General features: G+C 49.6%; 14 protein-coding genes, 1 tRNA gene and 1 rRNA gene. All 16 read left to right on the top strand.

All coding sequences use genetic code 11. From position 1 onward, the window contains the following. Window positions 1-84: ribosomal RNA gene (locus DFP95_RS25175) — 23S ribosomal RNA — on the top strand; the annotation flags it as partial. Between the two features lie 363 nt (window positions 85-447). Then, the gene (locus DFP95_RS25180; RefSeq protein WP_115995445.1) at window positions 448-1,674 is read left to right on the top strand and encodes a putative glycoside hydrolase; all 1,227 of its coding nucleotides are present in this window, start codon (window positions 448-450) and stop codon (window positions 1,672-1,674) included. Between the two features lie 150 nt (window positions 1,675-1,824). After that, the gene (guaB, locus tag DFP95_RS25185) at window positions 1,825-3,282 is read left to right on the top strand and encodes an IMP dehydrogenase (RefSeq protein ID WP_115995446.1); all 1,458 of its coding nucleotides are present in this window, start codon (window positions 1,825-1,827) and stop codon (window positions 3,280-3,282) included. 125 nt (window positions 3,283-3,407) lie between these two features. After that, window positions 3,408-4,748 carry a D-alanyl-D-alanine carboxypeptidase family protein gene (locus DFP95_RS25190; RefSeq protein ID WP_245987957.1) on the top strand — a complete coding sequence of 447 codons (1,341 nt, stop codon included), beginning with the start codon at window positions 3,408-3,410 and terminating at the stop codon, window positions 4,746-4,748. Between the two features lie 127 nt (window positions 4,749-4,875). After that, window positions 4,876-5,760, top strand: a complete 885-nt coding sequence (gene pdxS / locus DFP95_RS25195) for a pyridoxal 5'-phosphate synthase lyase subunit PdxS (RefSeq protein ID WP_220376467.1) — start codon at window positions 4,876-4,878, stop codon at window positions 5,758-5,760. Window positions 5,761-5,868: 108 nt separating this feature from the next. Then, a complete protein-coding gene (gene pdxT / locus DFP95_RS25200) occupies window positions 5,869-6,459 on the top strand; it encodes a pyridoxal 5'-phosphate synthase glutaminase subunit PdxT (protein WP_115995448.1) in 591 nt (196 codons plus the stop codon). Then, window positions 6,446-7,732, top strand: a complete 1,287-nt coding sequence (gene serS / locus DFP95_RS25205) for a serine--tRNA ligase (RefSeq protein ID WP_115995449.1) — start codon at window positions 6,446-6,448, stop codon at window positions 7,730-7,732. The genes pdxT and serS overlap by 14 nt, the downstream gene beginning before the upstream one ends. A gap of 77 nt (window positions 7,733-7,809) precedes the next feature. After that, window positions 7,810-7,898, top strand: a tRNA-Ser gene (locus DFP95_RS25210). Window positions 7,899-8,334: 436 nt separating this feature from the next. After that, window positions 8,335-8,682, top strand: coding sequence for a hypothetical protein (locus DFP95_RS25215; protein ID WP_181907606.1), 348 nt, complete (start codon window positions 8,335-8,337; stop codon window positions 8,680-8,682). A gap of 15 nt (window positions 8,683-8,697) precedes the next feature. After that, complete coding sequence (locus tag DFP95_RS29050) at window positions 8,698-8,874, top strand: hypothetical protein (RefSeq protein WP_181907600.1); 177 nt, start codon at window positions 8,698-8,700, stop codon at window positions 8,872-8,874. A 12-nt stretch (window positions 8,875-8,886) separates the two neighbouring features. Then, the gene (locus tag DFP95_RS25220) at window positions 8,887-9,036 is read left to right on the top strand and encodes a small acid-soluble spore protein P (protein WP_115995451.1); all 150 of its coding nucleotides are present in this window, start codon (window positions 8,887-8,889) and stop codon (window positions 9,034-9,036) included. 160 nt (window positions 9,037-9,196) lie between these two features. Continuing rightward, window positions 9,197-10,099 (top strand): YitT family protein, encoded by a 903-nt coding sequence (locus DFP95_RS25225; RefSeq protein ID WP_115995452.1) that lies wholly within the window; start codon window positions 9,197-9,199, stop codon window positions 10,097-10,099. A 130-nt stretch (window positions 10,100-10,229) separates the two neighbouring features. Next, a complete protein-coding gene (locus tag DFP95_RS25230; RefSeq protein WP_115995453.1) occupies window positions 10,230-11,354 on the top strand; it encodes a hypothetical protein in 1,125 nt (374 codons plus the stop codon). A 210-nt stretch (window positions 11,355-11,564) separates the two neighbouring features. Continuing rightward, the gene (locus tag DFP95_RS25235; RefSeq protein WP_115995454.1) at window positions 11,565-11,753 is read left to right on the top strand and encodes a hypothetical protein; all 189 of its coding nucleotides are present in this window, start codon (window positions 11,565-11,567) and stop codon (window positions 11,751-11,753) included. After that, complete coding sequence (locus DFP95_RS25240; protein WP_115995455.1) at window positions 11,753-11,968, top strand: YolD-like family protein; 216 nt, start codon at window positions 11,753-11,755, stop codon at window positions 11,966-11,968. The genes DFP95_RS25235 and DFP95_RS25240 overlap by 1 nt, the downstream gene beginning before the upstream one ends. 253 nt (window positions 11,969-12,221) lie before the next feature. Next, window positions 12,222-13,487 carry a HupE/UreJ family protein gene (locus DFP95_RS25245; protein ID WP_181907601.1) on the top strand — a complete coding sequence of 422 codons (1,266 nt, stop codon included), beginning with the start codon at window positions 12,222-12,224 and terminating at the stop codon, window positions 13,485-13,487. The last annotated feature ends 2 nt before the right edge of the window (window positions 13,488-13,489 follow it).

The following is a 13,489-nucleotide window of genomic DNA, read 5'->3' on the forward strand; positions in this document are numbered from 1 at the left end:
AAGAACACCAGGTTGATAGGCTCGGGGTGGAAGCGCGGTAACGTGTGCAGCTGACGAGTACTAATCGGTCGAGGGCTTATCCTAACGAATGGACACAGTAAGGCAAATGATCCTCAGCATCTCTTCACCTTTGCTTGCTTCGCATCCAGTTTTCAAGGCATGAGCCTATTTACGCGCAAATTCGAGCTCCCTATATTAAGGGTGCTTTTTTTGTTTGTTTAACAATCCAGAGAGCAAACAGTCCCAATAACGGTACCGCAATTCGCTAAATAGTGGAAACATGCGCTTTTGGTCGGTAGTCTAATGAGCTTTTCGTTATTTTCCAAGTTAAAGATTCCAAATAAATCCCGCGAAGCTATAATCCACCTTTACTCCCATAAACTCTAACGCTGCACAAATGCTTCCGATGTTAACAATAACGTTACTCTGTATTTGGAGGCGTTTCTTATGGTAATGTATCGAAGCATGGGAATAATCGGAACGGCAGCTTTGTTATTCTCGACCATGTGTTCGTTGGTTGGATGCGGAATCGACTCCCGAGCGGAGCTCAAGAAGAGCCAGGATCAATTGACCCGGAAATACGCACAGCAGGATGCGGACAAGCGAACAATGATTCTGCAGTCTCAGGAGAAGAAAAATAACGAAGATGTTATTCCGGTTTCCTTGATGCCCGTGAAGAAGCCTGTTCGCGCAATCTACGTATCTGCGCACGTGGCTAACAGCGGAAGGATGAAAGAGCTGATCAATCTCTTGAACGAGACGGAGCTTAACGCTGTGGTGCTGGACATTAATAGCGGGGTAGCATTGTCCTCCCCTAGCCGCACTGGAAATAAAAACGACTACTCCAAGCTGACAATATCGAATAAGAAGTCATCCCAACATTTTCAGCAGGTAATCAAACAGCTTAAGCAGAAGAACATTTACTTGATAGCACGAATCGTGACCTTTAAGAATCCGACGCTCGTAGAAGCGGTGCCGGCTTGGGCGTTAAAACGTAAAAACGGAAAGTTATGGAGAGAGCGCAACGGTACGCCATGGATTGATCCGTTCAAACAAGAAGCCTGGGAATATCCTCTAGCTCTTGCAGAACAAGCCGCAAAAATTGGATTTGACGAGGTACAGTATGATTACGTGCGTTTTCCAGAGAATGCGGCTAAAGTAGATCGGGAAGTCGCTTACGCCAACTCTCAAGGGTGGACGAAGGAAGAGGCGATCCGAAAATTTCTTCATCGTGCGACTCTGCGCATGCACAAGTATGGCGTAAAGGTGTCCGCGGACGTCTTCGGGATCGTGGGATCCTCCAACGATGATTTGGGCATCGGGCAGAAGTGGACCTCCATTGCAAGAGAGGTGGATGTCATTTCTCCGATGATCTACCCGTCGCACTACTCCAAAGGAATGTGGGGAATCCGGAATCCGGATCTGAGCCCGGGAACCATCATAACCCATGCTATTCAGGATACGATTAAGCAAAATAAGAAGCTGAACGAGAAGGGATTCGCCACGGCGAAGGTCCGCCCATGGTTGCAAGGCTTTACCGCCGGATGGATTCACCCTCATCAGAAATACGGGGCGCAACAAATTCGCGAACAAATCGTAGCGGCGAGAAATGCGGGAATTACCTCCTACATGATCTGGAATTCGTCCAACCGCTACCCCAAATTCACAACCTAAAATGGGTACATTTGGCTAAGAAACGCTTATATGATGCGGCTTCCCGAACTTTCGATTGTGCTTGACAGCCCATGATGCCTCTGCTAAGATTGACGATAATCAATCGGAGACATTAACCGGATAAGCATCCGGCAAAGGGGGTATTTAGCAGTGTGGCAAACGAAATTCGCCAAAGAAGGACTTACATTTGATGACGTACTACTCGTTCCCCGTAAATCTTCAATTCTTCCTCGGGATGTAGACGTCTCAACCGTACTTAGTCCTTCGGTGAAGCTCAACATACCGGTGATCAGCGCGGGGATGGATACGGTCACGGAGGCGGCTTTGGCGATCGCGATCGCCCGCGAGGGCGGAATCGGTATCATTCACAAGAACATGTCCGTTGCCCAGCAAGCAGAAGAGGTGGATCGCGTTAAGCGGTCGGAGAGCGGAGTCATTACCAATCCTTTTTCCTTAACGCCAGAACATCACGTATACGACGCGGAAGAACTGATGGGTAAATACCGGATTTCCGGCGTTCCTATCGTGAATGAAGACGGAAAATTAGTGGGAATTCTTACTAACCGCGATCTTCGTTTCGTACATGACTTTTCCATTAAAATCAAAGATGTCATGACGCACGAGAACCTAGTTACCGCGCCCGTCGGAACGACGCTTCAGCAAGCGGAAGGTATTCTGCAACGTCATAAAATCGAAAAATTACCGCTCGTGGACGAGACGAACACGCTTAAAGGTCTCATCACGATTAAAGATATCGAGAAAGCGATCCAATTCCCCAACGCGGCTAAAGACAGCCATGGTCGTCTGCTTGTCGGCGCCGCGGTTGGCGTGTCGAAGGATACTGTCGAACGTACGGAAGCATTGGTACAAGCAAGCATTGACGTTCTAGTCGTAGACTCGGCGCACGGCCATCATATCGATATCGTATCCATGGTACGCAAGCTGCGGGAGAAATACCCGGATTTGACCATTATCGCCGGTAACGTAGCAACGGGAGAAGCGACTCGCGATCTTATCGAAGCAGGCGCATCCGTCGTTAAGGTAGGAATCGGACCGGGCTCCATTTGTACGACGAGAATCGTGGCCGGTATCGGCGTACCGCAGATAACGGCTATTTACGATTGCGCGTCGGTTGCGCGCGAATACAATATTCCAGTCATCGCCGATGGCGGAATCAAGTACTCGGGCGATATCACGAAGGCTATCGCGGCCGGTGCGAGCTGCGTCATGTTGGGCAGTCTGTTCGCGGGAACGGAAGAAAGCCCGGGCGAATCCGAGATTTACCAAGGCCGTCGGTACAAGTCATATCGCGGCATGGGTTCCATCGGAGCCATGAAAGAAGGCAGTAAGGACCGTTACTTCCAGGAGAACGAGAGCAAGCTTGTTCCGGAAGGAATCGAAGGCCGTGTTGCTTACAAAGGTCCGTTGAAGGACACGATTCATCAATTGCTCGGCGGTTTGCGTTCGGGTATGGGATATTGCGGAACGTCGTCCATTGAAGAATTAAAGAACGATACGCAATTCGTACGGATCACGGGTGCGGGGCTGCGTGAGAGCCATCCGCATGACGTGCAAATTACAAAGGAAGCACCCAATTACTCTTTGTAAACCTGCAGGGTTTAATGCGAATAGAAGAGCCGAGGGTCAGGGACATCTGACCTTCGGCTTTTTCCTTTTCGGAGTCGTATGGTACAATAGGTCGAAGCTATTTTATCGAAAAAGGAGAGAATACGTTGAATCGCCATCATCTACTGACATTGCCAAAAGCTATCATCTCGAAGCGGTTCGTCGCCGTTGTCGTTCTCATTAGCCTCATATTTCTATTCGGAGTATCCTCTATGGCATCGGCAGCCGATGAGATTGCCGGAGCACCGCAACTGGATGCCGAATCTGCTATTTTAATGGACGCCGAAAGCGGCCAAGTTCTGTATCAACTCAATGGGGACGATCCTAAACCTCCGGCAAGCATGTCGAAAATGATGACGGAATACTTAGTATCCAAAGCCGTTAAACAAGGTACTCTCTCATGGGATGAAACGGTGTCCGTAACCGAGAACGCCGCTAGCCAAATAGGCAGCCGCATATTCCTTGCAGAGGGCGATAAACATACGATTAAGGAACTTTATATCGCGATGGCAGTAGGTTCGGCTAACGATGCCACGGCGCAATTGGCCGATACCGTTGGCGGATCCGAAGAAAATTTCGTCAAGATGATGAATGATACCGCCGTCGAGCTCGGTATGTCTACATCGCATTTCGTCAATTCGACCGGACTTGACCGGGCAGATATGCCGGAGAAGTACAGACCGGGCGAGTCGGCGGGCGAGACGGTCATGTCAGCCAAGGATTCCGCAATCCTGGCCTATCATATCTTGAAGGAAGAGCCGGAATTTCTGGATACCGCAAAGATCCAGTCCTATAAATTCCGTCCGAGAGACAAGGAACCGATCACGAACTGGAACTGGATGCTGGAAAGCAATAAAGATGTTCCCAACTTCAGGAAGTTCGCTTACCCTGGCGTAGACGGGTTGAAAACGGGACATACCTCCAAAGCGGGCAACTGCTTCACGGGAACGGCGATACGGAATGGCACGCGTCTGATAGCGGTCGTTATGGGAGTTCCGGGAGACACGAACGACGGCAAACGTTTCTTGGAAACAGCCAAGCTGTTCGATTACGGCTTCAACAACTTCGAGAAGAAAACGATTCTGGAAGCGAAAGCCTCCGTACCCGAATACGAAACGCTGAAAGTTAAAAAAGGTAAATCCACGAAGGTGCCCGTCGTAACGGCTACGGATATTACGGTACTGATTCCTAAAGGCCAAACCGTGACTCCGACCGTGGAAGAAGTGAAGAGTGCTCAGGATCCGTTAGTCGCTCCGATCAAGCTTGGCGATAAAGTGGGAACCGCCACTTACAAATATAAAGATCCCTCGACTCAACAAGACAAGACGATCACTATTGATCTGATTGCCTCGGACGACGTTAGCAAAGCAAGCTGGTGGAGATTGATGTTCCGCGCGATAGGCAATTTCTTCTCCGGATTGTTCCAAGGGATCGTAGATCTTTTCTAAACGATACAAGCGTTTAATGCCGTCCGTAAGGACGGCGAATCCGTTTTACTTGATCCCGACATAACTGGTTGCCTATTACACATTCTTGCTGTAAAATTTATGTTTAGAATCTTCGGGAGGCTTAAAAATAATGGAAACAGGAACATCGAGAGTTAAACGCGGCATGGCCGAAATGCAAAAAGGCGGCGTCATTATGGACGTCATGAGCGCGGAGCAAGCTAAAATCGCGGAAGCTGCTGGCGCAACGGCAGTTATGGCGTTGGAGAGAGTACCGTCCGACATTCGCGCGGCAGGCGGCGTAGCGCGTATGGCGAATCCCGAGCTAGTCGAGGACGTCATGAAAGTCGTCAGTATTCCGGTTATGGCGAAAGCTCGTATCGGACATTACGTTGAAGCGAGAGTACTGGAATCCCTCGGCGTCGATTACATCGACGAGAGCGAAGTGCTTACGCCGGCCGACGAAGTTTACCATATCGACAAATCCCTGTTCACGATTCCGTTTGTCTGCGGCGCCAAAGACTTAGGCGAAGCATTGCGCCGGATTCAAGAAGGGGCTTCCATGCTTCGGACGAAAGGCGAGCCCGGAACTGGCAATATCGTCGAAGCTGTCCGCCATATGCGGATTATTACCGGACAAGTCCGCAGAATTCAAAACTTGTCGAAGGACGAGCTGTTCCATGAAGCTAAAGTCCTTGGCGTTAACTATGATTTGTTGCTGAATGTTCATACTTCTGGACGTCTACCGGTCGTTAACTTCGCTGCCGGCGGAGTGGCAACTCCATCGGATGCCGCGTTGATGATGCATTTGGGCGCAGATGGCGTATTCGTGGGTTCCGGTATTTTCAAATCCGACAATCCGGAGAAATTCGCTCGCGCGATCGTCGAAGCGACGACCCACTACGAAGATTACGCATTGATCGCCCGCGTATCCAAGGATCTGGGCGAAGCGATGAAAGGGATCGACATTAAGCAATTGCATTCCTCCGAACGGATGCAAGATCGCGGACTGTAAAATTCATCTAAACGAGGTTACCCTACGAGCGGCTTCCATTCGGCATAACCTCATGCCGGGCGGAGGCCGCTTGAGATTTATAACTAGCGCGGGGAAGAAGGAAGACGCATGATTATCGGAGTATTGGCGCTGCAAGGGGCTGTCGCCGAACATATTCGTAGCATCGAGCTAGCGGGAGCTTCGGGTATCGCGGTCAAACGGGTTGAGCAGTTGGCCGAAATTGATGGTCTTATCATCCCGGGCGGGGAGAGCACGACGATCGGGAAGCTAATGCGTAAGTATGGCTTCGTCGATGCGATTCGGGATTATTCGAAACAAGGAAACCCCATATTCGGAACTTGCGCGGGATTAATCGTATTGGCGGAGCGATTGGAAGGCTCGGAGGAGCCTCACTTGGGCTTAATGGATATGACCGTGGCGCGTAACGCTTTCGGACGTCAACGGGAAAGCTTCGAGACGGACCTGGACGTTAAAGGAATCGATACGCCTCTTAGGGCTGTATTCATTCGTGCGCCGCTGATTAAAGAGGTGGGGGAAGAGGTAGACGTTCTGTCCATGTACAAGGGAGAGATCGTTACCGCAAAACAGGGGAACCTGCTGGCTTCGTCTTATCACCCGGAGCTTACCGACGACTATAGATTGCACGAACTGTTCATTCGTATGGCCCAGGAAAGGGGACAAACCCATGTTGGACGTTAAATTGCTTCGTAACGAATACGATAAGGTTGCGCAGGCTTTAAATAACCGCAACGCATCTTTAGATCTCATATCCGCTTTCCCGCAATTGGACGTCAGCCGTCGGGAAAAGTTGACGGAAAGCGAGTCGCTCAAGAATCGCCGGAACGTCGTGTCGCAGGATGTCGCCAAGCTGAAGAGAAGCGGCGAGAACGCGGATGACTTAATCGCGGAAATGCGCAACGTGAACGATAGAATTAAGCTATTGGACGATGAGGTACGCGAGCTTGAGGCGGAAATGGATACACTACTGTTGTCTATTCCTAACGTCCCGCACGATAGCGTGCCGGTAGGGGCATCGGAAGACGACAATGTGGAACTGCGTCGCGTGGGGCAACCAACGTCCTTCGAATTCGATTTGAAACCGCACTGGGAGCTCGGGACCGATCTGGGCATCTTGGATTTCGAAGCGGCCGCTAAAGTAACGGGTTCCCGGTTCGTCTTCTACAAGGGCTTGGGCGCACGTCTGGAACGGGCTTTGATCAATTTCATGATGGACCTGCACTCCGATAAGCATGGCTATGAAGAAATCCTTCCGCCGTACATCGTTAATCGGGATAGCTTGGTAGGGACCTCGCAGCTTCCAAAGTTCGAAGAAGACTTGTTCAAGATCGAAGGCACGGAGTATTTCCTCATTCCGACCGCGGAAGTGCCGGTTACCAATTTCCATCGCGAAGAAATTCTGTCAGCGGACGCGTTGCCTAAGGCATTCGTTGCGTTCAGCGCGTGTTTCCGCTCCGAAGCCGGAGCCTCGGGACGCGATACGCGCGGATTGATTCGCCAGCATCAATTCAATAAAGTGGAGCTGGTGCAGTTGGTTGCGCCGGACAAGTCGTACGAGGTATTAGAGCAACTGACCGGACATGCGGAACGGGTATTGCAATTGCTCGAATTACCTTACCGCGTATTGGCGCTCTGCACGGGGGACATGGGCTTCGGATCGGCGAAAACGTACGACTTAGAAGTGTGGCTGCCAAGCGCGGGAACGTATCGCGAAATCTCTTCCTGTACGAATTTCGAGGATTTCCAAGCTCGCAGGGCCGGAATTCGGTATCGCCCCGAGAACGGCGCGAAGCCGGAATTCGTGCACACTCTGAATGGTTCGGGATTGGCTCTAGGGCGTACGGTCGCGGCTATTATGGAAAATTATCAGCAAGCGGACGGTTCCATTAAGGTGCCGGAAGCGTTGAAACCTTATATGGGCGGTATCGAGTTTATAGTTCCGCGCAGGGGTTGATGTTACCCTATAGCCTGTGATATGATATCTTGGCAGTATCGTTCGAGCCTTTCGCGGGTGAGTCGTCTGCCAGTCGTGGAGAGGTACCGAAGCGGTCATAACGGGGCGGTCTTGAAAACCGTTAGAGTGCAAGCTCACGTGGGTTCGAATCCCACCCTCTCCGCCATCCAACAAAAAAGTCAACGACCCTTAGGGGTCGTTTTTTGTTGGGTGGCAGTGGGATTCGAACGGGCCGTTAAGCGAACATGCCAAAGGGCATGTTCGTAGGCCCCGGCGTGATAGTCGCAATACCATGACCGTGTATACGGTCATGGTGCGACGGAGCGAATCCCACCCTCTCCGCCATATGAGCATATTCAACCGATTCCTGTAAATTAGGAATCGGTTTTTTGCGATTACGGCCCCGGCGTGATAGTCGCATTACCATGACCGTGCATACGGTCATGGTGCGACGGAGCGAATCCCACCCTCTCCGCCATAATCACGCCATTAGCAACCGATCCTATTCACGGGGGCGGTTTTTTGATGCATGCAAACAAGATCGAACGAGCCGCATAAGAAAGGGACAATGGGTCAACCTAACGAAGGTGGAGGTGATCATGATGTCAAGCAATGATGAACTGAGCGTTCCTCGGGAAGACTTGGCCGAAGCCTGGCAGCAAACGTTGCCGGAACGATTGAGCGGCGGCGATAAAGCAGAGGTGCTGGCCGACGAGGCGGATCCGCGTACTCTGCGGGTCAACATTAAGACGGCGGGACATCAGATGTTGGAATTCGACTTCGCGGTTCAATACGTCGATGCTCGCGAGATCGATATACAGCTTACCGACGTGGAGAAGGACGGACAATCGGTCGATGAACGAACCGATATCATGCAAGAGCTGATCGTAGACTATCGACGCCATCTGCATGAAACCGCACAAGCATTGCATCATTATACACATCCTTAGAAGGAGGCTAACCCGTTGTCCGATTCTAATGGCTTTGCGGATAAAAACTTAAGCAACGTGGCGGAGGACCTAGAGCAGGCTCCGGTTAATTCGCATCAAGCGCAGCAACTGCAGCAGGACAAGAACGACCGACGACACCAAGACGCGCTGAATCATGATAAAAAAACGGATTTGAAGCATTTCAAATCGTAGGGGGATCCTCAATTGAGCAAACCTAAGACGCAATCGGTTCCGCAGCCGTCGGATCATAAATCCCGGAATTCCGATGTAGACCAACAGCCGGTCGAACCGTTGTCCGGCTCGAAGAGCGTGAAAAACCGGAATCACACCAGGCATAATAACGCGGAAGGCTAACAAGATAGAATAACAGGTCCCGGTGTTTAGCCGGGATTTTTTATTGTGAAAAAAAAGTCAAAATATTGACTAATTAATCGATATTATACCGCCTGGTTAGGTTTACCCCCAGTATATACATTGGTATAATTAAATTAACTTAATAAAGGAGGACTTGTCTATGACCGATGTAACAACGCATGCGCCGCCAGGCACCATTCAACCGATCCGCCATCACAAGCAAACCCCCTTCGAAGTCGCACGACGTACTTTCTTCATCATTGTAGGTGCCATTCTTGTCGCGGTGGCTTTGGAAATTTTCCTCATTAACAACTCCATTATCGATGGTGGAATTACGGGTATTTCCATCATGTCCTCGTACTTGTCGGACATTCCGGTCGGTATCTTCTTATTTCTCCTCAACGTTCCGTTCCTCATTCTAGGTTATCGAACCATTGGCAAGACATTCGCGTTATCCACTCTGCTAGGCGTTATCGTCTTATCCATTGCAACGACGCTCCTGCACCCCGTCAAACCTTTTACGGACGATATTTTCTTGGCAGCCGTATTCGGAGGCATATTCTTGGGAGCAGGTACGGGTATCGTCATTCGAGCGGGCGGATCCTTGGATGGTACGGAGATCGTAGCTATTCTGATTAACCGCAAATCTCCGTTTTCCGTCGGACAGACGGTTATGTTCATAAACCTGTTCATTCTAGGAAGCGCGGGGTTCGTTTACAGCTGGGATCGCGCAATGTTCTCGTTGATCGCTTATTATATCGCTTTTAAGGTCATCGATCTTACTATCGAGGGATTCGACGAATCGAAATCTTGCTGGATCATTAGCGAGCATCACAAGGAAATCAGCGATACGATATATGCCCGTCTTGGACGGGGCACGACGCTGCTACATGGAGAAGGCGGTTCCGGAGATCAGAAGAAAGTGATTTTCTGCGTCATTACCCGTCTGGAAGAAGCAAAGTTAAAGTCGATCGTTACCGAGATGGATCCGAGTGCTTTTCTTGCGGTAGGGAATATCCACGATGTAAAAGGTGGGAGATTCAAGAAGAAAGACATTCATTAACATTAGTTACGGGAATTAACGTATTTTAGCAAAAATTTAACAAAGAAAGTCTTTTCGCTGATGCGGAATTGAGATACAATGAACTTTGCTTGATTTTTAGTTCATTTACTTGGGAAGGGGTTCTTACAACTTGTTAAAGAGAAAATTAAGCTTCGCATTCTTAGCCGTCATGCTGATGACAGCGATGGTGTTAAGCGGCTGCACGAAAGACAAGTCGCCTAAAGATGCGTTGACGGCGTCTTTATCGAAATCATCCGATATTAAATCTTATAATTTTAAGGGCAGCATGAAAATCGAGGATTTCAACTTCCCCGACGACGAGATGACCGATAGCCAAGCGACTGCCGTGATCAACATGCTGAAAAGCGCCGAGCTGTCTTGGACCGGAGCCTATCGCGCCGATCCAAGGCTGATAGAAGTGAATCTTCAACTGGCCTTGAAAGGCGACCTAGCTATTACGTTCAACGTTCCGATCTTGATGACGGAGAAGAAAACGTGGATTAAGATTCCGAATATTCCGATGTTGCCGATTCCGGAAGACATTATCGGTAAATTCCTTGAGCTCGATCTGGATGAGCTTGCGGAGCAAGCCGGGCAAACAATGCCTACGACGGATATCGCCAAGTCGCAGAAACTCGTTAACGACGTTACGGGAATCGTGTTTAAGCACATTGACGAAGAGGATTATTTGACTGAATTGAAAGCGAAGGACGCCGGGTTGCCGGAAGAAGTGGATGCGAAGCAAGTCGTTCAATTCCATATGGACCAGTCTCAGATTGAGCCGCTCTTCAATATCATTCTCGAGAAGATCGCTCCGGAAGTCATCGATTTATTAAGCAATAATCAAGAATACCGCGACATGCTTCAACTAAAGCAAGAAGATCTGGATACAGCTAAGACTAAGCTTAGCGAAGTGAAGGACGGCGAGGTTTCCGAAGCGCTGGCCGAGATTAAAAAAGAGCTTAAATCTCTAGACATTAAGTCGACTATCGGAATCGATAAAAAAGAATTCCCGGTTTATTCGGACGCAACGATCAAAGCAGCGATCGAATCAACAGATTTGACCGGTAACATTGGCATTAAAGTGGTATCGCAAATGACGGGTATCAATGAAGAGCCGAAGTTCGAGAACAACGAACCGACAGGCGACGCCATCGTTACGTTTGAACAGCTCCAAGAGCAATTGGGCGGTCTGTTCGGAGGAATGGAAGATATGGAAGGCCTAGATACAGAGGCCACGAACGAAGGCCTGTAATAGCATCAAAGAATGACGATAACCCTCGCCGGCGGCGAGGGTTTATTCGTGCGATCGGGTTATGTAATGCTGCAAGGAAGTGCCGCATTCATTCGCTCCATGCAAATATTTGGCGAGGTAAAATAAAACAATTAAGAATAACCCCTTGTGCGCGAACTCCCGTTCCCGTTATAATAAGAACAAATGTTCCTATAACGGAGGGGTTAATACATGATTAACGAAATCGAAAGTTGCATCGGTCGCCGAGTCGATTTGATCTACGTAGACACTGCCGGGAAATTTTCGCAACGCCGCGTCGACTTTTTCGCGATTCGCAACGGTAAAGCCAGAGTGTTCGACGTCAATAAACGCGGCTTCCGGACGTTGTCCGTCGATCGAATCCTCGCGGTGCAGCTTTGATGAGGAAACCGGAAGAGCAAGAATGGGAACAGATTATGCGAGTCCTCATGGAGTCGCTAGGCTTGCAAATAACTGCTAATTTTCGTTTATACGATCCATACGAGGAATGCGCGGTCATAGGCGTCGTCGAACGAGTCGATCCGTATACCCGCACGTTCGTCGTGGACGGCGAACAGTTTAAAATGGCGGATATTATAGGCGCTACTACGGTTTAACTACTATATGTAAATATGAAACAGCCTCCTTGAGTATCGCGGGAGGTTGTTATTTGTATATAAATGTCGAATCAATCGTTTATATGTCGATTTATATCGAATTATGTAGAAAAATTACCGTTAATTGATGATGCGAAAACAATACGTTTACAAAAGGCAGTTATACTCAAGCGTGCTAGGAATAACGGGCTTCTTTGCGGTTATGCACGAAAGGAAGCTAAACCGTTACATATGGCGCCGAAGAGGCGCATGCGTGTTGGTAATCGGAAGGAGAAATGCCTTATTCGCTGACATCATGACAGACAAAAATGACGAAAAAGGTGTGAATTTTCCCGTGCGCAAAGACGTCGTACGAACAAGAAAGGCAACGTTCGCGATCTTTATGGCGGCTATTGCGCTCTTGCTAAGTTTTGGCGGTACGGCTGCTGCTCACTTCACTTCTACCGGCTATTCCGACATTACGGTAGAAGCGCAGACGTTAAAGTACAGCCTGATTTTCTCGGAACATGACCTCTTGCAAATTTTCCCCGCCGATAAGAACGGTGACGAGAAGCTCAGCGACGAGGAATTATCGCAATCCATGGACGAGCTAACCAAGCTAGTCGACGACGGCGTTATCGTCACGGGCGACGGTAAGCTCGGAACGGGAGTCGTGGAAAGCGCCAAACACGTTAAGCGGGCCAGCATGGACATGATCGGCATCGATATTCGCTACGATTTCGCCGCTCCCGTTAAACGCTACTTGGTGCAATACGATTTTTTCTGGTACAACGGTATCGATTCGGCTCATCGGAATTATGCGACGATCCGATTTGGCGACCAAACAATAGAGCAAGTACTGAACAAAGAGAATTATATTATTCAGCTTCAAGGGACAACCGACACCTCGCCAGCCGCGGAGACTCCCGCTGTTCCGCCGACCGAACCCGAGAAACCGGCCATCGTCGATACCGCCGCGCAACCGAAGGGTTCTTGGACGAAAACGTTGAAGGATTTCACCTGGGAGGGTATGATGCACATTTGGTCGGGTATCGACCATATGTTGTTCCTTCTAGGCTTAGTGCTTGCATCGAATAAGAAAAAATGGAGCGTCGTTAAGCTTGTTTCCGCTTTTACGGTCGGACACTGCATCACGCTCATTCTAGCTTCCCTCGAGCTTGCCTATCTTTCGCCCAAAATCGTCGAACCCTTGATCGCGCTTAGCATCGTCTATGTCGCGGTCGAGAACTTATGGAAGAAGGAACGGAAGAGCCAAGTCGGAGTTACTTTGCTGTTCGGATTGGTGCACGGCTTCGGATTCGCCGAAATTTTAAGAGGCACGTTATCCGGTCACATGGCGCTTCCGTTATTTTCCTTCAATCTCGGCGTGGAGATCGGACAGCTCGCCGTATTGGCCGTTATCATTCCGCTTCTGTGGGGGCTTAGCCGCCTGCCGATCAAAATCGACTGGCTGCGCTACGGCTCGGGACTCGTCGGACTTATCGGATTTTATTGGTTTTTGGATCGTATCGGTTTGTAAAA

The sequence above is a fragment of the Cohnella lupini genome (assembly GCF_003386205.1).
Lineage (GTDB): Bacteria > Bacillota > Bacilli > Paenibacillales > Paenibacillaceae > Cohnella > Cohnella lupini.